This window comes from Arcanobacterium ihumii, from assembly GCF_900604515.1.
Lineage (GTDB): Bacteria > Actinomycetota > Actinomycetes > Actinomycetales > Actinomycetaceae > Arcanobacterium_A > Arcanobacterium_A ihumii.
The window spans coordinates 970,401-992,748 of record NZ_UWOS01000001.1 but is presented as its reverse complement, the minus strand read 5'-3'; the positions used below and the strand labels follow the sequence as shown (position 1 = coordinate 992,748).

The following is a 22,348-nucleotide window of genomic DNA, read 5'->3' as shown; positions in this document are numbered from 1 at the left end:
TAGGGCAATGGAAATTTTTTACGTCATTCCTTGAGCGTATTTCGGTAGGAGCTGAGTCATACCTAGGAATGATCACAGCAAGAAACGTGGGAAAACCCAGGATTGCACGGTGAACTTGTAACCTAACTGTTATCAAAGCCGTCTCTAGGCGTGTCATTACGATGGCTCTAGAATGGGAACGTGTTAATCGTAGCGGCAATCATCGTTGACCATCTGAGCAAACCGAGCAAACTGTTATGCGCCCAACGTTCTGCCCCACCCGATTTGGATGGAATGTGGGAGTTTCCAGGTGGGAAACAAGAAATAGGTGAAGCTCCGGTGGAGGCGTTGCGACGCGAAATTTACGAAGAACTTGGCGTAGAGATAACGGTTGGATCTGTATTTCCCAAGTCAACGCTCTCTAACGGCATTTACGAAGACTGGCCCCTACCTAATAAGAAAGATATGCGCCTGTGGTTTGCCACAATCAAAAACGGCGAAGCAGATCCACTCCCACTCCAGGATCATCATCAACTCGTGTGGAAAAATTTTAACGAAGCCCTCGAACTCCCATGGCTAATGGGCGACGTTCCAATTATACTTGCCCTCGCGCAACAATTCAGAAACTAGTTCCCGCTATCAAGGGCATCCCTAAGTTCGGTCATTGTCGGCTGCCCTGGCGCAGAGCCCTCACCCACCGTTGCAAAAGTTGCGATGGATCCATACTTCCAACCTTCAATCCTTGAGCGCCGGCCAAGTTCACCCATGGACAGTGCAATGATCGGGCGTTTCCGTTCACGTGAAACCTTGCGCGTCACCTCAAGGAGGCGATCAACGTCGTCATCAGACTGTGGCGTAACAGCAAGTTTCGGAATAACGCCGTCAAGCTCCATAATTGAGTCGAGCAGCAGGTTCACAAGCTCCGAGTCCGGAGTTTCTATCCAATCATGGTGAGATACGACGACGGTATAGCCGAGCTCATGAGCTCGTGCACTAAGATCGGGCGTCCCATCAAAACGAAACTCAAGGTCAATACCGATTCGCTCGGCCGGAACCTGTAGATATTTAAGGGTGTCGAGCATTTCGGCGAGCAGAATCCGGTAGCGCCCATCGGTGAGCTTCACTTGACCACCCTGCTCCATGGTACGAATTGTCAGGAGTAGCGGAGTCGTTGTTTCCGCCAAGATCGGCTCTATGATCTCACGTCCCATGGATGTGAAGGATAGATTTTGGTGGGCACCGATCATAAAGTCGATTCGCCATTCAAGTACGTCGGCACCAGCTAATTCAGCTTCGCGAGCTTGATCTATAAGCATTTGGGTTGTGGTGCCGGTTAAAGGCACGATGATTGACGGTTGCTTCGATTCGTCAAAAATCATCTTTGCCTCCCTATATCTATAGTTAGTTTAACAAGCAAAAAATGAATTGATAGAGCATTTCAGCTCGTGGGAATAACTCAGTTAGTTCTGGAGGGATTTCGCAAGTCTTTAACTGTCCAGCAGAAATCAGTTAAATCCGGCGAAATGCCGAGTAGGCGCGAACTAACCGTAACGAGCCCTCCGGTTCAGCAACTGTTACACGAACGCCGTCGCCAGCGAAAGCGCGGACGATAATCCCTTCATCTTCGGACAAAGTGGCAAAGCGGTGCGACTCCTCGCCAAGATTGAACCACACAAAGTTTCCCTGTGGAATCGGGCCACACCAACCAAGCGCACAAAGCGCATTGACCATCTTTTCACGCTCATGCTTAATAACTCTCACGCGGCGCTTTACTTCACCAACTGAGTCCAGCGCCGCAATTGCCGCCGTCTGCGCCAAACTATTTACACCGAAAGGGGTGGCACTTGCAATCAACCCCCTGGTGATTTCCTCGCTTGCCAGCGCATAGCCACAACGAAGCGCCGCAAGGCCATACGCTTTCGAAAATGTTCGTAGCGAGATGACGTTTTTAAATTCCTTGAGCAACTCAACACCGCGAACGGCATCTTCCATCTCAACATAGTCGATATAGGCTTCGTCTAAGAGTACAGGAATATGAGGCGGAACCTGCATGAGGAAGTCCCTCACTTCTGTATGCGTCAATGCCGACGACGTTGGGTTGTTCGGCGTACAAACCAAAATTGCTCTGGTGTTTGCATCGATCGCCAATAACATGGAATCAAGATCCGCGTTACCGTCCGGTCGGAGCGGAACCTTCACAGCTCGCGCACCAGCGAGTTGAATCGCGATCGGATACGCTTCGAAAGAACGCCATGGCAAAACCACCTTTGAATTCACAGTACAGACGGCGTTAAGGATCTTTTCAATTAGAGCAACCGATCCATTGGAAACAGTAACATTCGATTCAGCTACCCCGTGAAATTGTGCAATTTTGCTGGTCAGTACCTGACTTCCTATATCAGGATAGCGGCTTATGCCACCGAGTTGAGTGGCAATCGCAGCCTGGACCGCCGGAAGGGTTGGGAATGGCGACTCATTGGAGGCAAGTTTAATTACCGACGCGTCGAGAGCCTTCTTACCGGCAACATAAGCGGGAAGGCTATCAATTTCGGGGCGAAAGAATGAGTGCGCAACAAAATCCATACTCTAATCATGCCTATTAACTGGGAATTCTAAAAGGGGAAACACCTAATTTGAATTGCCCATTTTTTGAGACATATCCGTCCACTTTTCGCGCCTTCAATTTACTGAATAGCACGTCGTGAAAGAATAGTAGTATGGAAAATTTTGCATTGATCGAACCGCCTATTGCTCTTGGTCCTCTTGATGGAAGGTACCGCAACACAGTTGCACCGCTGACGAACTACCTTTCCGAAGCCGCATTGAACCGAGCACGCGTCTATGTGGAAATCGAATGGCTGATTTTCCTCACCGGACACAATGTTTTACCTGGTGCTCCGAAGTTATCTTTGGAAGAGATCGATTATCTTCGAAACATCGTCGATAACTTCGGCGCAACCGATATCTCTGAACTCAAGGAAATCGAAAACGAGACGAAGCACGATGTTAAAGCCGTCGAGTACTACCTCAAGCGTCGGCTTGATCAAGCCCAGAATGTGCTCGGTGAAACAGTTCTTGGCAACCTCCACGAAATCGTCCATATTTTCTGCACCTCGGAAGACATCAACAACCTCTCCTACGCAGTCGTCGTTCGCGACGCCGTCGCCCAGGTTTGGTTGCCTAAGGCCCGCAATCTTGTTGCACAACTTTCCGAACTCGCTCACGATCAGGCAGACCAAGCGATGCTTTCCCGAACACACGGTCAAACCGCTACTCCTTCCACCTTGGGCAAGGAAATTGCTGTGCTCGCCTACCGACTAGGTCGCCAGCTTAATCGAATCGAAAAGACGGAGTTTCTTGGCAAGCTCAATGGCGCAACCGGAACCTATGGAGCTCACCTTGTAGCCATTCCCGACGCCGATTGGCCATCTCTCTCTCAATCTTTCATCGAAGGTCTTGGCCTAACGTGGAATCCACTAACAACTCAGATCGAGGCCCACGACTGGATGGCAGAACTATTCTCTGATGTAGCACGTTTCAATCGCATTGCCCACAACCTCGCTACTGATTTCTGGACCTATATCTCTTTGGGCTACTTTAAGCAGAACCTAGCAGCTCAGGGATCAACTGGTTCTTCGACAATGCCTCACAAAGTTAATCCGATACGTTTCGAAAACGCTGAAGCGAATATGGAGATTTCTTGCGCTCTTTTCGACTCGTTAGCCTCCACTCTGGTTACGTCACGTATGCAGCGCGACTTGACCGATTCGACCACCCAGCGCAATATTGGCGTGGCTTTCGGTCATTCGATGCTCGCGCTCGACAATCTGCAGAGGGGAGTTGCCGGGCTCGATGTAGACCCACAACGCCTTGAAGCAGACCTTGATAATTCTTGGGAAGTTCTGGGAGAGCCTATCCAACAGGCAATGAGAGCCGCTTCAATAGCCGGTGCAACCGGCATGGGTAACCCCTACGAGCGACTTAAGGAACTCACTCGTGGACGCCGCGTAACCGAATCCGACATGCGTTCCTTTATCTCCGAACTCGGCATGCCCGCTGAGGTAGAAGAGCGTCTACTCAAACTCACACCAAGCACCTATACGGGCCTTGCAGCTAAGCTGGTAGATTTCTTGAGGTAACACCTGTTTGAAGAATCTACTACTTCGGACGATTCCATTCCCCCTAGCAATATGAGGTTTCACGATGACTCCAGCTTTTCTTTCAGCCATGGCACAGGCTAATCCTAATTCTCAGGATCTTACTGGAGTTGCCGCTTGGGCAGTGACCGTGATGGAAACCTTAGGCGGGTTCGGTATCGCTCTGTTGATCGCAGCAGAAAATCTCTTTCCACCAATCCCTTCCGAAGTGATCTTGCCACTCGCGGGCTTCACCGCGTCACAAGGCACTAAATTCGGATTGGTTGCCGCTATTATCTGGGCAACCATCGGATCCGTAGTTGGTGCCATTCTGCTCTATGGGGCGGCACGGTGGTTTGGTCGCGAGCGCGTTCGATCACTCATGGGGAAACTTCCACTCTTCAACACTGAAGATATCGATAAAACCGAAGCATTTTTCCAAAACCACGATCGCACTACGGTCCTTTTTGGCAGAATGCTACCGATTTTCCGATCACTTATTTCGCTACCTGCCGGCGTAGTAAAAATGAATATCTCGCTGTTCTTGCTTTATACCACTCTAGGTTCAGCAATCTGGAACACCATCTTGATTTACGCCGGTTACGCATTGGGCGAGAACTGGGATACCGTCGAAAGCTACATCGGTGTGCTCACCAAGGTAGTCGGCGTCGTCATTATTATTGCAGCACTGATATGGGTAGTCGTGCGCGTTCGGCGCAACCGTTAACAATGATGAAGGAGTCTCCTCCACTTCTATTCCTGGCTTCGCCAACAGCAAAGCCAGGAAGGATTGCCTCACCTCGCGCGTTCTATAGATAACTGCGATAATGCAAAGTACTAACACCCATAGTGCTAGTTGCTATCTGTACATATTGCTTCAATAGCACATCTAACTAGTTGAAATAACATATTGAGGAATGACGATGCCTTCGAATATTGAACTAAAAATTTCTGGAATGACTTGTGGACACTGTGCCCAGCACGTCACCGAAGAACTCACCGAGCTCAACGCAATCACTAACGTCATGGTTGAGCTCGAACCAAATGGTACATCAACCGTGACTGCCGTCGTCGATGGAGAAGTGAGCGATGCGGAACTCCGTGAGGCTGTAGCCGAAGCCGGAGATTACGTTGTGGAGAGAATTCAACGATAACTATGACTGCTGAAGTTGATCTTGCCATCAGCGGAATGACCTGTGCTTCTTGCGTGGCTCGAGTTGAAAAGAAGCTAAATAAGCTAGACGGAGTAAGCGCCGTCGTCAACCTCGCCACTGAAAAAGCGCACGTCACTCTCGATGAAAGTGTTGCCGAGATTTCCGACGCCGATTTGGTTGCGGTCGTTGAAAAGGCTGGGTATGAAGCCCAGGTTTTGCAGCGAAATACGATCACCTCCGACGGAACGAAAATCACCAATCAGTCTGGCAATGCTGAGGCGCTCAACGAAGCAACCACATTAGCGAAGATAATGCGCGTTAACGACCTGTGGAGGCGCTTCACAGTTTCGCTTATTTTCACAATTCCGATCATCACGCTATCGATGATCCAAGCAATCCAATTCCCCGGCTGGCAATGGGTAGTGGGCGCTCTTTCGCTACCCGTTGCTTTCTGGGGAGGTTACCCCTTCCATCGTGCAGCTTTCCGCGCAGGTCAGCACGGTTCTTCCACAATGGACACCTTGGTTTCACTTGGAGTCATTGCCTCTATGCTGTGGTCAATCTGGGCATTGCTTTTTGGAGGTGCTGGATTTATCGGCTACAAGATATCGATGACGGGTATTCACGGTTTAGCATATGCAGCTCACCCGCACATCTACTTCGAATCAGCGGCGATGATCGTTAGCTTCCTTCTCCTCGGACGTTGGCTCGAGGCACGATCACGTCGCTCCGCTGGAGATGCCCTTCAATCCCTCCTCGAACTCGGAGCTAAGCGAGTATATTTGCTTCGCCGAGCAAGTGGTGAGTCAGTAAATGCAATCGTCTCCGTCGACGAACTCCTGGTTGGCGATGTCTTTGTAACGAAGCCTGGTGAAAAGATCGCAACTGACGGCGTCGTCATCGAAGGGAATTCGGCAATTGATAATTCCCTCCTCACCGGAGAATCTGTACCTCGCGAGGTCAAAGAGGGCGATGACGTCACCGGCGCAACTATGAACACCTTCGGCTCACTGACAATCCGAGCCACGAGAGTTGGCGAAGAAACCACCTTGCAACAGATGGGACGCCTGCTTACAGAAGCTCAAACCGGCAAAGCAAAGATTCAAAAACTTGCCGACCAGATTTCTTCGGTTTTTGTGCCTGCAGTTCTCATTATCTCTCTTCTCACTTTCCTAACCAGGATCTTCATCTTAGGAAATCCAGTTGGAATGGCTCTGGCTTCAGCAATCACCGTTCTGGTTGTTGCCTGCCCTTGTGCTCTTGGTCTAGCAACCCCGACTGCGTTGTTGGTGGGATCAGGCGCAGCTTCCAAGCGCGGGATTTTGATTCGTGGTGCGGAAATTTTGGAATCGGCACACGCCGTCAACACGGTTGTTCTCGATAAGACGGGCACCTTGACCACAGGGGTTATGACGGTTTCGGATATTCATTCATTCGCCGAAGATATTTCACCTGCCACTATTTTGGCGATTGCCCAAACCGTGGAGACGTATTCCGAACATCCTTTGGCACGCGCGATCACCTCTTATTCCCATGCGGGTACCAACCTCAGCTTTGACGACGCCAATGTGGTTCCCAGAATTAGCGTCCAAGCTGGAACTTTCCGAGCCTTCCCAGGAAGCGGCGTAAGTGCAGAAGTGTCAATCAACGACGGTTCTATTGACGTGCTTCACACGGTGCACGCCGGCAGTCTTGCTTGGCTCACCGAACAGGGAATCGACTCCATGGCAATTGCCTCGCAGATTGAAGAATCCAATTCTCAAGGTGCAACAAGCGTGGTTATCGCACTGGATAAGAAGGTATTAGGCTCGATTGATGTTCGTGACACGTTACGCCCTGAAGCAATCGAAACAATTAGCCTCCTGAAAGAACTCAATATCGAACCGCTTATCGTCAGTGGAGATTCTCAACTGGTTGCCAACGAAGTTGCTAAACAACTTGGAATTACTGCGCGTGGCGAAGTACGCCCCGAAGGAAAAGTCAACATCGTTCATGAGCTTCAAGCTCAAGGTAAACGTGTTGCGATGGTAGGAGATGGGGTTAACGACGCCGCCGCACTGGCAGCCGCCGACCTTTCCATTGCGTTGGGATCAGGAACAGATGTTGCTCAAGCCGCATCTGATATTACGATCGTTAACTCTGATATTCGGGCAATCCCCGCTTCGATAGAAACATCTAAGCGCACACTTACCGTCATTAAAGAAAACCTTGCATGGGCATTTGGATATAACTTAGTTGCAATTCCTGCCGCAATTGCCGGTATTATCCTACCTGGTTTGGCAGCTGCAGCAATGGCTTCATCGTCGGTAATCGTAGTTCTCAATTCACTCCGACTCCGAAGCGCGTGACGTACCAAGCTCAAAAGGTCACCATCCCAAACCAAAGCATGATCCCCGTTAAACCTAAAACTTCCCTCGTGGAAAACAGCTATTTTTCGTTAGTGCACGTAAAATAAAAATCGTGAATAAAATGCAAAGCAGTCATGTGCCGTTAGGGCCACGCCGAACCGTGGTTCTCATCGACGCACCTCAGCAATGGGCGCGCCACCCAGCCGACTTGGTTGGCGCGATTGCCGCATTACTTTTCACTGTATTTTCGGGCTTTTTGGCGGTGTATGCCCAGACCACCACGCTCGCCGTCACCTCAGACGTGCGGACGGCAACGTCGTCGTTCATCCAAACCGTGCTACTAGTTCCAATCAACGTGCTTGAAGGCCTCGTTTCTTTTGTCCTTCCAGTCGCTCTGTTTGGATACGCTCTAGTGCGACGCCGGTGGCGCACAATCGGCACCTCACTTTTGGCAGGTTTTTCCGCAGTCTGTATTGCGCAAGTGATCTCAATTATCGCCGAACACTGGTGGCCGCAATCCTCATTCACCAGCCAATATCTCCAGACGCTCGAGATTCAATCGCTGGTTTCACTTCTACCTTACGTATCGGTAATCTGCGCCTTCCTTACAGTGATGGGAACTCAGCAGTTTGCACAGATAACACGAATCGGCTGGTGGCTCCTTGGAATCGTAGTTGTCTTCTCGGTACTGCAAGGGCAGCAGACGATTACCGGTGCTCTTATCACGGTTTCACTCGGCGTTTCAGCCGGACTCTTTACCAGATGGCTAATCGGCTCTAAACCAGACAGAGCAACCGGGAAAGCCTTGGTTGACCTGACAAGGCGTGCACATATCGACGTTACCGAGCTAATACGAATCGACAACCTCCGCGAGGAACAAGACGTGCAGGCATGGAACGTAATTACCACTGCCCCAATCGGATATTCAGACTTGCAAGGGCTCGTTCAACTCAAGAAACTTTTAGACGGAAAAACGCCTACACTCTCAAAAGATGATTCGCCCACGGAAACAGAGGTATACGAAACTCCAGCTACGGCCCTTGATTCGAACGGCGTCGATGCCAACTTTATCGTCACAACCGTCGATAATCTCCAGGCAGCGGATGGAATTTTCGATGCGCCTCACATCGAGGCAAGTTCACGGCGCTCCTCGATTCGCCAGATTTTCACCTATACATCCTCCAACGAAGTATCACGAAATTACATCGCAACAGATATCAATGGAAACCACTACCATATCTTTGTCTTGGACGAAGATCGAAAAATCCTTGGACTCTTAGAAGGAGCTTGGGAAAAGGTTCGACTCAAACTCGCTTTCCGGCGTCGACCTCAAACACTTGCCGAAGCGGGCGAGCAGATGTCACTCATGATGCTGAGCACTGAGCACATTGGACTATCTCCCGCTCGATTCCACGCCACCAGTGGCGATGAATCCTCCGTCCTTATTGCGAGCCACGCCATCACTGATCCAATCCTCACCGTTGAATCAGGGAGTAAAATAACTGATTCCAACCTGGACGAATTTTGGGGCGAGCTCCTTCGTGCCCATCAGCATGGCTTGTGCCATGGGAATATTGAGAATAGCCATGTAACCGTGAGTGACAAGGGATTATGCCTACGTGCTTGGCAATCTGGCTCCATTAATACGCCGGACACCGCACGTCGAATCGACCTTGCCCAAACAGTTTCGATGTTCGCTGCTATTTTTGGAGTTCAGCGCGCCGTAGCATCACTTAAACGTTCCATTCCGCTCGATCAGATTATTTCGCTTGCTCCATTCTTACAGCGCACAATCATGCCTCCTGAAACTCGTGAAGCTTTTAGAGGTAATAAGAAGTTCCAAGAGCTACGCGACGCACTTCAGGTGGAAGTTCCCGAAACCAGTTCGGTTGAGCCTGTTCCACTACGTCGCTTCTCCATTAAAACAATCGTCACGGTAACGATTGGTGTTGTTGCGGTCTATTTATTGCTCGGCTCGATGAATTTCAACGATGTTTCCGAAGCAATCCAAGAAGCTTCTATCGGCTGGATGATAGCCTCGTTCCTTTCCGGACTAGTGACCTACCTCGGTGCCGGGATCACGCTTAAGGCATACACCCCAGAGCGTCTTCCACTCCGTGACTCTGTATTGGTCCAGGTGGCAGCGTCCGTAGTTACGCTAGTTGCTCCCGCTGGGATCGGACCAGCAGCCCTGAACCTTCGTTTCCTTCAGAAACGCGGAGTGGCAACGACGGCAGCCCTTGCTACTGTTTCACTCGTTCAACTCGCACAACTGGTTACCACCTTGTTGCTGCTCTTGGCTTTGACGCTGGTGTCAGGGCAGATCACCTCCTTCTCCATGCCGTCGGCACCGTTTATGACTGGAATTGGGATTGTGTTGGTCCTCATCGGTGTACTATTCCTTATCCCGGCTCTACGATCGTGGATCTGGGCGAAGGTTAAACCTTCGTTGGTACAGGTATGGCCTCGCATGCTCTGGCTTGGCACGCATCCTCAACGTATTTTGCTTGGCCTGGCCGGATCGGTGATTATGACGGCAGCCTTCGTGCTTTGTTTCGGTTTTGCTCTTAAGTCTTTCGGATATGAACTGCCAGCGGTAACACTGACAGTAACGTACCTAGTTGCCAACTCGGTGGGATCTGCAGTTCCTTCCCCAGGCGGTATCGGACCAGTGGAAGCAGCTCTGACCGGTGGCTTAGTGATTGCGGGAATTCCATATTCCGTTGCTTTCTCCACTGCAGTTCTATACCGACTCTTCACTTTCTGGGGTCGCGTTCCACTTGGTTGGATCGCTCTGCGAATTGCAGATAAGCGCAGTATTATCTAGTAATCTTTTGGTTGACCGATCGGCGAATGCGGAAGGTTTGCCACGGCGATCAACCTGTACGGCTCAGTTCTTTTGAACGCCATGAGAAAAACTAGCATTAAATTCTCCCGCATTGCTCATTTCAATGAGAGAATAAAAACATGAACGAACGCGCCGGCAAACCTGCCAAACCAGAAGATCTAATCGATGTCAATGCTCTTGTTTCCGCTTATTACAACCGAGAACCAGATGTAGAGAATCCGAACGAAGCGGTAGTCTTCGGAACTTCTGGTCATCGTGGAAGCGCCTTCGATGGCGCCTTCAACGAAGCACATATCGTTGCCACCACCCAAGCAATCGTTGAGTATCGTCGCAGCCAGGGCATCGATGGCCCTCTTTATATTGGACGAGATACCCACGCTCTTTCTGAACCTGCGGAACGCACCGCGTTGGAAGTTCTTGCTGCAAACGACGTCGAGGTTCGCGTTGACGCACGTAACTCTTGGACGCCTACCCCTGCAGTTTCACTTGCGATCTTGACGGCTAACGGAGCCGATACCTCGGAAGGTGTGCGCACCCACGGCCCTGGACTTGCCGATGGCATTGTTATTACCCCATCTCATAACCCTCCTCGCGACGGTGGATTTAAGTACAACCCACCGCACGGTGGCCCCGCAGATTCCGATGCCACCAAGGTAATCGCAGCTCGAGCAAATGAAATCTTGCGTGAGGGTTGGAGAAATGTTAAGCGTGTTCCGTTTGAGCAGGCGAGCGATGCTGAAACTACGCGAGGTCACGATTATTTGTCCGCCTATGTAGAGGATCTTGCTTCGATCATCGATTTTGATGCCATTCGCGAGTCAGGCGTTCGGATTGGTGCTGATCCGATGGGCGGAGCTTCTGCTCAGTACTGGGGAGCTATTGCCGAACGCTACGGAATCGACCTCACCGTAGTTAACCCTGAGGTGGATCCAACTTGGCGATTCATGACTCTTGACTGGGATGGAAAGATTCGCATGGATTGTTCCTCTCCATACGCAATGGCTTCACTGTTGGATCGTATGCAAGGTGACTCAAACGACGTCAGTCCATTCGATATCGCTACCGGTAACGACGCAGATTCTGATCGGCACGGAATCGTCACTCCCGACGCTGGTTTGATGAACCCAAACCACTACCTCGCCGTCGCAATTCAATATCTGTTTACACATCGTAGCGAATGGAATACCGACGCCGTCGGCAAGACTCTGGTTTCCTCCTCATTGATCGACCGAGTCGTTGCAGGAATGGGAAAGAAGCTGGTTGAGGTACCTGTTGGATTTAAGTGGTTTGTTCCTGGTTTGATTTCAGGTACCACAGGATTTGGCGGAGAAGAATCCGCTGGTGCTTCCTTCCTTCGTAAGAACGGAACCGTATGGACGACCGATAAGGACGGACTGATTATGGACCTCTTGGCAGCTGAAATCCTTGCTGTCACGGGGAAGACTCCATCCGTGCTTCACCGCGAGCTCACGGATAAGTACGGTTCTTCCGCCTATGCACGAATCGATGCCGCAGCCACGAAGGAGCAGAAGGCAAAGCTTGGGGCACTATCTCCCGACGACGTCACTGCAACCGAGTTCGCAGGGGAACCGATCACTGCTCGCCTAGTTCGCGCGCCTGGAAACGATGCCGCGATCGGCGGACTTAAAGTCACCACGGAAAACGCTTGGTTTGCGGCACGCCCATCGGGAACCGAAGATGTTTACAAGATCTATGCCGAGTCCTTCAAGGGTCCTGAGCATTTGAAACTAGTTCAGGAAGAAGCGAAGAAGGTTGTTGATTCAGCACTCGGAAATTAGATAAGAGTTAAGCTTCGCGAAAACCGAGGCTAATTTCCGGTAGTGGTGATTGGTTGAGTCGCAACGAAAACTATTTTCTTCACGTATGCTTTAATCGAAGACTTCACCTACGGTTACGATCATGAAGGGACCTACTTTGGCACAGGTATGGAAACCTCAAATTTCACTTGATCGTGATCTCGATGTGCCACTTCATGAGCAGATCTCTGCACCGATCCAGCAGGCAATTATCGCCGGCGACGTGAGCCCTGGGATGCTGATCGAAAATGAGCTTTCCTTGGCTGCTCGCCTTCGGGTATCTCGCCCAACCACTCGCCATGCTCTGCAGACTTTAGTCGATCAGGGACTGTTAGTACGACGACGTGGCTTCGGTACCGTCGTCGCACCTAAAGCAAGGCATCGACTCCAACCACCATCGTCGCTTTTTAACGATATCCGTCGCGCGGGCGCAGTATCGGGCACGAAGATTTTAACCTACCGCCCCTGCCAGGCGGACGAAGATGTTGCGAAGAAACTCGGGTGTTCATTAAATGCCGATGTACTTGAGTTGAAGAGATTACGCCTCAAAGACGGCGTTCCTGTGGCCATTCTCTACAACTGGCTCCCGTTGCCAATAGCACCGAACCGTGACCAGCTTCTTACGGTTGGGCTGTATCAACACCTCGAACAGCTCGGGGTTACGATTGCCTCTACTCAGCAAACCGTGGGAGCGGAGCGACCACTTCGACCGGTTGCCCGCCTGCTGGGGATTACAACGAAGGATCCGATCCTTACAATTGAGCGCACAGCTTTCGACGGCAAAGGGGAAATTATCGAGTGGGGTCACCACGCTTACCGTGGCGATTTGTATCGCTATGAGTCAACCGTATTTTCCGAACTACCTGCTCAATAGTAGCCTTACTGAAGATGTAAACCCTACTTGGTTGGTATTACCGATACTCATGGCTACTTTCCATTGCCCTTGATTAGCACTGTCTGCTTCAATTTACGGTAGTAGCAAAATCTAAGGTACAAATGCGCTATTTTTGAGGCAGGGAAGTAGGCTTAAGATATGGCTCTTGCAGATATTGCGCGTTCACTAGAGGAAAACATCAACCGTAGAGGAATCGTCAAACGCCGGCGATCTGGATGGTTGCCACAAATCGTACCTTTTAGCGGTTATGGATCAACAACCGCAGTAAAGATCCTTGCTCGTGCCATGATGGCAGATCCTTCCCTCGGGCAACCTCCGTTTGACCTCGACTTTCTGCGAGGGCGGTCATATAAGAGTCCTGCAATCAACGCAGTTCGTGACATCGCCGAACTCGCTTTGGAAACCGGAGTTGAAGCTCAACGTGGGTGGCGCCAATTCTTTACCACCCAAGTGGGCTTCTTACCGGTCACGGTAGTTATAGGAGATCGTCGTATAAAAACGCGTACAGATCGAAACGGTTACGTTGACCTCCTCGTTGAAAACCACGGACTTACCCCTGGATGGCATGAAGTGGAACTGATTCCTGCTGCGGGGAAAGCAGTGAAAGCACCCGTCATGATTGTTTCCCCGAACGCTACCCAAGGTCTAGTTTCCGATATCGACGACACCATCATGGTCACGTGGCTTCCACGAGTTGCACTTGCCGCCTGGAATTCCTTCGTCGTTCATACCAACTCCCGCAAAACCGTCGTGGGAATGTCCGATTTCTATCGAAATATTTTGGAAGACCACCCTGATGCACCGGTGTTCTATCTGTCTACCGGAGCATGGAATACCTATTCAACGCTACAGCGCTTCCTAGACACTTTCCGCTTCCCCATCGGTCCTCTACTCATGACCGACTGGGGGCCAACACCAACCGGTCTGTTTAGGTCGGGTCAAGAACACAAAAAGACTCAACTCCGTAATTTGCTGATCATGTTCCCTAATATCGAATGGATTTTAGTTGGCGACGACGGTCAGCACGATCCGCTCATTTACGACGAGCTTGCCCGTGAACACCCCTCACGAGTCAACTTTATTGCATTGCGCGAGCTAAATCCCGTTGAACAGGTTCTTTCACACGGAACGCTAGATCCCGCAGAGAGTATCCGTGAGGATTCCGATATCGAACGTCACGGCGTTCCGGTGATACGCGGACGCGATGGTCATGAGTTACTTTTGAAGTTCAAGCATCTCTTCTCAAAGAGGCAATAATAAATCTCTAGAAAACTTTAACGGCACCGCTGGAACTTCCACACAGGTATAGAGGTGAGAATTTCAGAGATCACTCCTCTGTGCAAATCTTAGGAGTTTGCATAAATATGTGAGTGTGGGGTGAGTTGTAAGCAACTCACCCCACACCGGCACTAACTACCGAATTCTTCAGCTTGAAGACGGTATTACGGTTGCAAATTAGTTAAGTGGTTCAACCTTAATTTCAGGTTCCACCTCTGTTCCTGACTGCTTATCTTTGAAATCCGCCGTCTTTTCCTTAACCTTCTCTGAAGCGAAATGAACTGCACTCTTCGCTTTTTCAGTAGCTACATCAGTGGCCTGCTGGAAAGTCTGTGACGCCGTTTCGCGAGCTTTTTCACGACCAGACTGCACTGTACCAGAGTTCCAAAGCTTCGACGCTTGCAACTTAATCTGTTCATACCGTTCGCGACCAGCACGTGCACCAAGCACATATCCAATACCAGCAACGGTTACTGTCCTGAGAAATCCCATATTCACTCCTTTAACGGTTATCTCTATAGTAGTAACCTTCACCGAATATTTCGCTTACTGTTGCGCTAAGCGAACAAGAATCCCACGATGATCTGAACCACCAACTTCAACAGTTATGGCTTCCACACCATGATAGGTTTTTCCATCGTGGAGTACACGGTCAATTGGCGCACTTAAAAACGCTGGTAAAGATGCTGGCCACGTACCTTGGGCACCGGCGTCGGCCTCTAAAGCAGCATCGGTACAATGAATACCAAGTGCCTTTTGATGATCGACTGTGGAGTTAAAATCTCCTGCCAAAATAAAGTTCTGCTCAGACTGGCACAAGCCGTAAACGCCCGCGATCTCCTGGCGCCATACCTCCATAAACCGAGGGACCGGTGCAATCGGGTGAGTTGCGATGATCTTCGGACCATGTCCCGATGCCGGAACAGCAGCCACAACCGAGAGCTTATCTGCGCCTGGAATTTGAATGGGAGATTTGGAATATTTCCCAAGGGATTCCGAAATTAACAGAATCGTGGAACTAAATTCACTGTTCCACTTAGGAGTTCCGGTGGTGAATATCTGAAATTTCAACCCCTGTCGCTTCAGCAACTCCTTGAGTTGCTCACCGCGTTTCGACGACGTTTCAGGAAGCGTGACGACGTCTACTCCATTATCGACAATCACCTTCGCAAGTTGTTCGGGGCTGGTAGCGCCACCAAGAGTGTTGTAGGAGAGTATAGTAACGGTGCCGTTTCCCTGTTGGGTTTCGGTGATGCCTGGGTCTTGAGAGAGTTCCGTTTGGTCACCGAGTCCACGCTGGTAGATCGTTCCGGCATGTATAAAACCGATCACGATCAAGACTACGGCGCACAACCTAGTAAACCAAAACCTCCTCAAAAAACCTCGGAAAACCGCAGTTAAGATCAACAAAACAACGCCGAGCAGGACTAAACCAACAGCCAAAAGGGGACGAATTCCAAGAATTTGTGCGAAAGGCTGGGTTAGCATGAGGTCTTGACCATAGGGGAAAAGATCGGGTTTCAGGGTCAGAAGGGCAATCCCCACAAACACCAGCGAAATAATTCCTAGAATAATACCCATACTTCTCCATAACAACGATGCCTAGTAACTCATACTATCGAGTAACCCATCCTACTAACTTTTTCTTGGAAGACCCTTGAAGATGAGCTGGCTTCCACCCTCGATGAACATCGATGTGGCATGTACTATCAAAACCGAATTATTCGCTGGTTACGCGATCCCCTAAAAGCTAGATCATGATGATAGAGATCTTGAATAAAGGGGCCATCTACTAAAACGTCACACAGTTCTAACAGCTCACGTTTATCTTCGGTGTCCTGAAGGAGCTGTTCGTGGGTATACCCCGACCACACCCACATCGTTTTCGTATCTCCAAACTCTTGACGCACACGTCGAGCCAACGGCAACAAAATTGGCGTATTAAGGAATGGCTCCCCACCCAGCAATGACAGTCCTGCAACATATGGTTGAGCTAGGTCAGCCATAATCTGCGCTTCGAGTTCTTCGGTATACGGCTTTCCATACCTGAAACTCTGAGCAGCTTTGTTGTAACAACCAGGGCATTTAAACGGGCAACCGGACACATAGAGCGAACAACGTACACCTTCGCCGTCGACGAAGTTAAACGCCTTATAATCGGCGATATAGCCTTGCGAAAGGGAAGCTGCATCCCATTCGCAAGGCGCCGGTTGCACTACCCCATTCTCATCTTTATATGACATTGGTGTAGATCGTTCTTTCGCACATTAGCTGAGGTGAAAGCAGAAATCGTTGCACGGCTTTACTTAAGAGGTCCATCCATGTGTTTGACGCGAGATGAAATCTCTACATGGCGACCGTGCACCATCGGGCGCTTTTGTGGATTACCGAGATAACCACAAGTGCGCTTAACAACGTCGCAGGTAGCAGGATCTTCATTGCCACAGTCAGGGCACTTGAAACCTTCAGCTGTTGGATGGAATTCACCTTGGAAACCACACTCATAGCAGTGATCGATAGGAGTGTTTGTTCCTAGATATGCGACGCGTGTGTACGCATAATCCCAAACTGCTTCAAGCGCCGAAAGGTTATGCGTGAGCTTCGGATATTCACAGTAGTGAATGAACCCACCCTTGGTGTACTGCGCGTAGTCCTTCTCGAAGTCAATCTTTTCGAACGGCGTCACTTTCTTACGAACGTCGTAATGGAAAGAGTTCGTGTAGTAATCCTTGTCAGTAATATCTGAGATCTTGCCAAACTTTGCCTGGTCAAGACGGCAGAAACGATCCGTCAAGGATTCCGACGGTGTTGAATAGACGGAGAACCAGTATGGATATTCGAGCTTCCACTCATTTGCGTAATCATTGAGCTTACGTACGACGTCGAGCGTGAATTCCTTCGCCTCTGGATTAGTTTCCCATTCTGGACCATAGAAACATGTAGCTGCTTCGTATAGACCGATATAGCCGATAGATACGGTTGCACGGTGATTCTGGAAGAACTCCGACACACTGGTTTCTTCGTCACCAACACGCTTACCGAACGCACCATGCTTGTATAGGATTGGGGCGTTTGCCGGCGTCGCATCCTCACAACGGTTAATACGGAACAAAAGAGCCTGTTTCACAACGTCCATACGCTCGTCAAAAATTTGCCAGAAACGTTCTTTTTCGCCGTGGGCTTCAATCGCAATTCGAGGAATGTTTATAGTGACGACGCCGAGGTTATTACGTCCAGCGTTTACGGCTTCGCCTGTTTCAGGATCAACCCACTTTGGTAAGAACGATCGGCAACCCATCGGAGCTTTGTAGTCACCTTCAAGCTCGGTGATCTTATCGTAAGACAGTACGTCGGGATACATGCGCTTAGTTGAGCACTCAAGCGCAAGTTGTTTGATGTCGTAGTTTGGATCGGCTTTATCAAGATTAACGCCACGGCGAAGACCAAAAACTAACTTCGGGAAAATTGCGGTGTGCTGATCCTTTCCTATTCCCTTGATACGAACTTGAAGGATGGCACGCTGAATCTCTCGCTCAAACTCACTGGTTCCTAATCCAAAACCTAAAGTAACGAACGGGGTTTGGCCATTCGAAGAATAGAGAGTGTTAATTTCGTATTCGAGTGACTGCATGGCATCGTAAATATCTTTACGAGTCTTAGTCCAGGCGTAATCTTGACGGAGCTCAGGTGCCACCCACTGCTCGGCATCACTCATATGCTTAGCAAAATTCATCTCCGCATATGGAGCAAGAACTTCATCGGTGCGATCAACCGATGCACCTCCATACTGGGAAGATGCAACATTCGCGATAATTTGAGCGATCTGCGCGGTTGCGGTGTTGATCGAGCGTGGCGACTCTACCCGAGCATTGCCAATCTGGAAACCGTCTTTTAGCATACCCTTAATATCAATGAGGCAACAGTTAGTCATCGGCTGGAAAGGATTGTAATCCAGATCATGGAAGTGGATTTCACCCTTGATGTGGGCGTTTGCAACTGCGCGAGGAAGCATTGAGCGCAGAGCATAGGCCTTCGCCACCGACCCGGCAGTGAGGTCACGCTGGGTGTTAAATACGGTTGAATCCTTATTCGCGTTTTCGTTGACGACCGTTTTATCGCGCTTGAGGAGCTTGCCAACCGAGTGGGTCACATCCATGTTCTCTTCTCGAGCAATGTCACGATCGTGACGGTACTCGATATATGCGCGAGCGACATCGGGGTACTTGGACGACATAAGGAAGTTCTCGATCGTCGTCTGAATCGTAGCAATATCAAGTTCGCCTGCAGGTAGAGCGGTGATCACTCCACGAACGGCTTCCATCACAAATGGGTGATCGTCGATGCCATGATTGTTCAAAGCTAAATAGACCGCACGGTAGATCTTAGAAGGGTCAAACCGTACTTTTCGTCCGTCTCGCTTAACCACCATAGTATTGGTGGAGGCGATCGAATCTACCAACATATTGTGCTTCCTCTCTTTGTGTACCACTAGATGTAGAGTTTAGAACGTACATCGATCACAAAGCCAGATCCAACACGCCACAAAATCAAGGTTAGAATTTTTCCAATTTTGGACGTACTGGAGAAATAGAAATACATAGTCCTAAAGTCCCAATCTGCACGTGACGTAAAGATCAAATTCGGCACTAACTACCGACACTCGTTCTATGTTTTTCTTTTCGATGGAAAAGTTTGCGGTTGACTAAACAATTTTTCCGTTACGGTCCAAGAGCCTAGCTTAGAAACAAGAATTATCAGGTTGAGCACAGCAACTTTCCACCTGGGACACTACGTCAAACAATGGCTGAGCTCCACCCGGAATAATAGAATAGTGAACCCACTTCCCGATTTTTTCCCGACGAACAAGACCCGCTTCCACTAACTTTTTAGCATGATGAGAAAAAGTTGGTTGGCTAATTCCAAACGTTTCCGGGATACGGCAAGTGCACACCGTCGAGCAACATTCACTTGCTAGATGAGAAAAAATCCGTAACCGAACCGGATCCGCGAGCGCCTTGGCGATCAAAACAGCGCGCGAAACGTCGTCGTCCGAAACACTCATTTCCGAACCTTTGAAACCAGACCCTTAACCTTCTTCATGAGCTGTAGAGCCTTGTAGAAGGCTGTATTGACAGGAACATCACGGTCCGGCGCAACATCAACAACACGATCAATGAATTTGGTTTTAAATTCATTGAGACCGAGGAGTGAAGGCGCGAAGTCACTTCCAATACCCATAAGGTCATAATCAACCAAGCCACATTTTTGCAGGTCAAGAATCTCATGGAAAACCAAAACTTCAGAAACATGGTTTCGCATAACTTCCGTAGCCATGGCGGCATAGTACCGAGTTGCGCGCATGTCGTTAATCGTAACAATCGACCACGACACTACCACGCCGTCAATTCGTGCAGCATACAGGCGGCAATGATTAGGTCCAAGCATCCGCAACATCTGCTCAAAGTCCTTCTGAGGTGCTGGAACGAAGTGGTCACGACGGCCGGTATCCTGCATAACCGGGTAATATTCGTCGAAAGATTGGGACGCTTGCTCTGTTTCATCAGCGCAGATAGCAGGACATTCACGCAAAGCCTTACGAACATCACGGCGACCACGCTTCTTCATTCGAGAGAAAACATCATCTTCTCCCCCAGCGAGATCAATAACCACAGTAGCATCGTATGGACGAGTAGAAAGCACTGGCTGGGTAAGCGAAGATTTGTGTTCGACGGCCATACGCATAAAGACCGCCTTGGGGAATTCCTTCTTAACGAAATCTTTCACAGCGTTCAACACTTCTTTTTCATGCTGTTCGGTACAATCTACAACCCACACCGGAGCATGGGATGCCCGCAAGAAGTGGTAGCCATGGGTTTCATAATCCATGAAGCTAACTAACGCAAGGAGATTGGAACCGTCTTTGATGACGAGATTCTTCCACGCTTCCCTACCAGGAACCGTTGCTTGGTACTTCGCCCAGATCTCAGTCTGTTCGAGCGGGAGACTCACCTGGTGAGCTTTTGCCTCGTTCTCAAACGTTGAAAAATCGACTGCGGAAACAGTAAGCACTGGGAATTCCTCTCGCGGTAGTCCTTGGGGATCCTATCTTCCCATATCCTACCTTCTTCGACTCACCAAAACAGACCAGAAGAACGTAGTGCGCAAGCGCGCCAAGATATAGAATCGCTCATTTCAAAGCCATATAGATAACTGGTGTGATCTTGCATGTTAGTGGACATATATCCAGAAGACGGCGAAAAGACACCAAAAACCAAAGCACTCCCCGTATATTCTGACAAAAATCCCAAAACTCGTTGAATAGGACTTTAGGCTCAACTAGACTCGGCTTATCCAGGACTTCATAGACTGCATAACCAACGGAGGTCAGTATGGCAGTTCACGACAACCATCCAGTCATTGTTGAGCCGAAAAAACCACACCGCGACCGAACACACTGGCTCTACATCATGGTGATTATCGCTGTAATCGCTGGTATCGTCGTTGGTCTAGCAGCACCGTCGTTCGCGGTGAGTATTGAGTGGGTAGGCAAAACCTTTGTAAGCCTTATTAAGATGATGATCTCCCCGGTCATCTTCTGCACGATCGTGCTCGGTATTGGATCGATTCGATCTGCCGCGTCCGTTGGAAAGACGGGGCTTCTTGCCCTGATCTATTTCATCGTCATGTCCACATTCGCTCTTGCGATTGGCCTGTTAGTTGGAAACCTCATTCATCCGGGAGATGGTTTAAACATTCAGCCAGGTGCCGGAGCCGAATACGCTCAAAAAGCCGAAGGCGCTGGAGGGATCGTCAGTTTTATTCAAAGTATCGTTCCTGAAACTCTCTTCAGCTCATTAACTTCAGGATCAGTGCTCCAAACACTCTTCATCTCCTTACTTGTTGGATTTGCTATCCAACGTCTTGGCAAACAAGGCGAACCGATCCTTCGGGCAATCGGCCTAATTCAAAAGCTTGTTTTCAGAATCCTCGTTATGGTTTTGTGGATTGCCCCGGTTGGTGCATTCGGAGCAATTGCCGCCGTCGTAGGAAAAACCGGCGCTAAATCACTTACCCAGCTCGGCTTGGTGATGGTTGCATTCTATGTAACCTGTTTCCTATTTATTGTGCTTATCCTTGGTGGTGTTCTATTTGCCGTTACTCGAATCAACGTCTTCCTCCTTATGAAGTACTTGGCTCGCGAATACCTCCTAATCGTGGCAACGTCGTCGTCGGAATCGGCGCTTCCAAATCTCATGGCGAAAATGGAGCACGCGGGTGTTGCTAAGCCCACCGTCGGAATCGTGGTTCCAACCGGATATTCGTTTAACCTGGACGGAACAGCTATCTATCTGACGATGTCCGCAGTATTTATTTCACATGCCATGGGTAAGCCGATGTCGATGACTGAACAGGTAGGCATGCTCGTATTTATGATCATCGCATCAAAGGGCGCAGCGGGCGTTACCGGTGCTGGTCTTGCTACTCTAGCCGGAGGTTTGCAGGCGTATCGTCCCGATATGATTGACGGAGTTGGAGTAATCGTTGGTATCGACCGCTTTATGTCCGAAGCGCGCGCCTTGACTAATTTCTCTGGAAACGCAGTGGCCACTCTCGTTATCGGAAAATGGACTCACGCCCTTGATGTTAACCGTACACAACGCGTACTTCATGGTAATGACCCATTCGATTACTCCACGATTGGCGTCGATGAACACGATACCAACTACGATCTTCGCCACCCGCCTAAACCTCTCAACCCAGCAGACGGGATGCTCCCAACACCACAGCCTATCTTGCAGGACGAAGTCAAGAACCACGCAGCATACTAATAGGCGTGCGGGATAGTAGTAATGCGTGTTCTATTAGAAACATGTATTTTACAAAGGTAAAGGG

At 49.7% G+C, this 22,348-nt stretch carries 18 protein-coding genes; 10 read left to right on the top strand and 8 right to left on the bottom strand.

The genetic code is table 11. The annotated features are described in order from the left end of the window. The first annotated feature begins 180 nt into the window (after positions 1-180). Positions 181-609 (top strand): (deoxy)nucleoside triphosphate pyrophosphohydrolase, encoded by a 429-nt coding sequence (locus EIH22_RS04390; RefSeq protein WP_124054553.1) that lies wholly within the window; start codon positions 181-183, stop codon positions 607-609. Here the strand turns inward: EIH22_RS04390 and aroD are convergent. Both aroD and EIH22_RS04380 read right to left on the bottom strand, forming a co-directional pair. Beyond that, positions 606-1,358 (bottom strand): type I 3-dehydroquinate dehydratase, encoded by a 753-nt coding sequence (gene aroD / locus EIH22_RS04385; protein WP_124054552.1) that lies wholly within the window; start codon positions 1,356-1,358, stop codon positions 606-608. The genes EIH22_RS04390 and aroD overlap by 4 nt on opposite strands. Before the next feature lie 130 nt (positions 1,359-1,488). Further along, complete coding sequence (locus EIH22_RS04380) at positions 1,489-2,562, bottom strand: histidinol-phosphate transaminase (protein ID WP_124054551.1); 1,074 nt, start codon at positions 2,560-2,562, stop codon at positions 1,489-1,491. A gap of 134 nt (positions 2,563-2,696) precedes the next feature. Here EIH22_RS04380 and purB point away from each other — a divergent pair, with 134 nt between their 5' ends. The 8 genes from purB (at position 2,697) to EIH22_RS04340 (ending at position 14,434) form a co-directional block, all read left to right on the top strand. Beyond that, complete coding sequence (purB, locus tag EIH22_RS04375; protein ID WP_124054550.1) at positions 2,697-4,118, top strand: adenylosuccinate lyase; 1,422 nt, start codon at positions 2,697-2,699, stop codon at positions 4,116-4,118. A gap of 64 nt (positions 4,119-4,182) precedes the next feature. Further along, on the top strand, positions 4,183-4,842 hold the full coding sequence (locus tag EIH22_RS04370) for a DedA family protein (protein ID WP_124054549.1): 660 nt from the start codon (positions 4,183-4,185) through the stop codon (positions 4,840-4,842). 196 nt (positions 4,843-5,038) lie between these two features. Further along, complete coding sequence (locus tag EIH22_RS04365) at positions 5,039-5,269, top strand: heavy-metal-associated domain-containing protein (protein WP_327537483.1); 231 nt, start codon at positions 5,039-5,041, stop codon at positions 5,267-5,269. A 2-nt stretch (positions 5,270-5,271) separates the two neighbouring features. Beyond that, entirely contained in the window at positions 5,272-7,617 is a 2,346-nt protein-coding gene (locus EIH22_RS04360) for a heavy metal translocating P-type ATPase (protein ID WP_124054547.1), read from the top strand. Between the two features lie 121 nt (positions 7,618-7,738). Then, the gene (locus EIH22_RS04355; protein WP_235001783.1) at positions 7,739-10,444 is read left to right on the top strand and encodes a lysylphosphatidylglycerol synthase domain-containing protein; all 2,706 of its coding nucleotides are present in this window, start codon (positions 7,739-7,741) and stop codon (positions 10,442-10,444) included. Positions 10,445-10,584: 140 nt separating this feature from the next. Then, on the top strand, positions 10,585-12,264 hold the full coding sequence (pgm, locus tag EIH22_RS04350; RefSeq protein WP_124054545.1) for a phosphoglucomutase (alpha-D-glucose-1,6-bisphosphate-dependent): 1,680 nt from the start codon (positions 10,585-10,587) through the stop codon (positions 12,262-12,264). A 121-nt stretch (positions 12,265-12,385) separates the two neighbouring features. Then, positions 12,386-13,156 (top strand): GntR family transcriptional regulator, encoded by a 771-nt coding sequence (locus EIH22_RS04345; RefSeq protein ID WP_124054544.1) that lies wholly within the window; start codon positions 12,386-12,388, stop codon positions 13,154-13,156. A 159-nt stretch (positions 13,157-13,315) separates the two neighbouring features. Further along, positions 13,316-14,434: an App1 family protein gene (locus tag EIH22_RS04340; protein WP_124054543.1), complete on the top strand. Its 1,119-nt coding sequence runs from the start codon at positions 13,316-13,318 to the stop codon at positions 14,432-14,434. A gap of 198 nt (positions 14,435-14,632) precedes the next feature. On the opposite strand, the gene EIH22_RS08965 is transcribed toward EIH22_RS04340, so the two are convergent. From EIH22_RS08965 to EIH22_RS04310, 6 genes are all read right to left on the bottom strand, one after another. After that, positions 14,633-14,947 (bottom strand): hypothetical protein, encoded by a 315-nt coding sequence (locus tag EIH22_RS08965; RefSeq protein ID WP_200829189.1) that lies wholly within the window; start codon positions 14,945-14,947, stop codon positions 14,633-14,635. 54 nt (positions 14,948-15,001) lie between these two features. Further along, a complete protein-coding gene (locus EIH22_RS04330; RefSeq protein ID WP_124054542.1) occupies positions 15,002-16,036 on the bottom strand; it encodes an endonuclease/exonuclease/phosphatase family protein in 1,035 nt (344 codons plus the stop codon). A gap of 128 nt (positions 16,037-16,164) precedes the next feature. Next, positions 16,165-16,671 carry an anaerobic ribonucleoside-triphosphate reductase activating protein gene (gene nrdG, locus EIH22_RS04325; RefSeq protein WP_235001769.1) on the bottom strand — a complete coding sequence of 169 codons (507 nt, stop codon included), beginning with the start codon at positions 16,669-16,671 and terminating at the stop codon, positions 16,165-16,167. An 86-nt stretch (positions 16,672-16,757) separates the two neighbouring features. Continuing rightward, positions 16,758-18,917, bottom strand: a complete 2,160-nt coding sequence (gene nrdD, locus EIH22_RS04320; RefSeq protein WP_124054540.1) for an anaerobic ribonucleoside-triphosphate reductase — start codon at positions 18,915-18,917, stop codon at positions 16,758-16,760. Between the two features lie 276 nt (positions 18,918-19,193). Further along, complete coding sequence (locus EIH22_RS04315) at positions 19,194-19,517, bottom strand: ArsR/SmtB family transcription factor (RefSeq protein ID WP_124054539.1); 324 nt, start codon at positions 19,515-19,517, stop codon at positions 19,194-19,196. Then, on the bottom strand, positions 19,514-20,524 hold the full coding sequence (locus EIH22_RS04310; protein ID WP_124054538.1) for a lipid II:glycine glycyltransferase FemX: 1,011 nt from the start codon (positions 20,522-20,524) through the stop codon (positions 19,514-19,516). Before EIH22_RS04310 ends, EIH22_RS04315 begins: the two co-directional genes overlap by 4 nt. 320 nt (positions 20,525-20,844) lie before the next feature. Between EIH22_RS04310 and EIH22_RS04305 the strand changes: the two genes are divergently transcribed. Then, entirely contained in the window at positions 20,845-22,284 is a 1,440-nt protein-coding gene (locus tag EIH22_RS04305) for a cation:dicarboxylate symporter family transporter (RefSeq protein ID WP_124054537.1), read from the top strand. Positions 22,285-22,348: the final 64 nt, after the last annotated feature.

Coding starts and splice junctions, on each gene's coding strand:
- aroD (WP_124054552.1), bottom strand. CDS start 1,358: ATGATTTTTGACGAATCGAAGCAACCGTCAATCATCGTGCCTTTAACC.
- EIH22_RS04380 (WP_124054551.1), bottom strand. CDS start 2,562: ATGGATTTTGTTGCGCACTCATTCTTTCGCCCCGAAATTGATAGCCTT.
- purB (WP_124054550.1), top strand. CDS start 2,697: ATGGAAAATTTTGCATTGATCGAACCGCCTATTGCTCTTGGTCCTCTT.
- EIH22_RS04370 (WP_124054549.1), top strand. CDS start 4,183: ATGACTCCAGCTTTTCTTTCAGCCATGGCACAGGCTAATCCTAATTCT.
- EIH22_RS04365 (WP_327537483.1), top strand. CDS start 5,039: ATGCCTTCGAATATTGAACTAAAAATTTCTGGAATGACTTGTGGACAC.
- EIH22_RS04360 (WP_124054547.1), top strand. CDS start 5,272: ATGACTGCTGAAGTTGATCTTGCCATCAGCGGAATGACCTGTGCTTCT.
- EIH22_RS04355 (WP_235001783.1), top strand. CDS start 7,739: ATGCAAAGCAGTCATGTGCCGTTAGGGCCACGCCGAACCGTGGTTCTC.
- pgm (WP_124054545.1), top strand. CDS start 10,585: ATGAACGAACGCGCCGGCAAACCTGCCAAACCAGAAGATCTAATCGAT.
- EIH22_RS04345 (WP_124054544.1), top strand. CDS start 12,386: ATGAAGGGACCTACTTTGGCACAGGTATGGAAACCTCAAATTTCACTT.
- EIH22_RS04340 (WP_124054543.1), top strand. CDS start 13,316: ATGGCTCTTGCAGATATTGCGCGTTCACTAGAGGAAAACATCAACCGT.
- EIH22_RS08965 (WP_200829189.1), bottom strand. CDS start 14,947: ATGGGATTTCTCAGGACAGTAACCGTTGCTGGTATTGGATATGTGCTT.
- EIH22_RS04330 (WP_124054542.1), bottom strand. CDS start 16,036: ATGGGTATTATTCTAGGAATTATTTCGCTGGTGTTTGTGGGGATTGCC.
- nrdD (WP_124054540.1), bottom strand. CDS start 18,917: ATGTTGGTAGATTCGATCGCCTCCACCAATACTATGGTGGTTAAGCGA.
- EIH22_RS04315 (WP_124054539.1), bottom strand. CDS start 19,517: ATGAGTGTTTCGGACGACGACGTTTCGCGCGCTGTTTTGATCGCCAAG.
- EIH22_RS04305 (WP_124054537.1), top strand. CDS start 20,845: ATGGCAGTTCACGACAACCATCCAGTCATTGTTGAGCCGAAAAAACCA.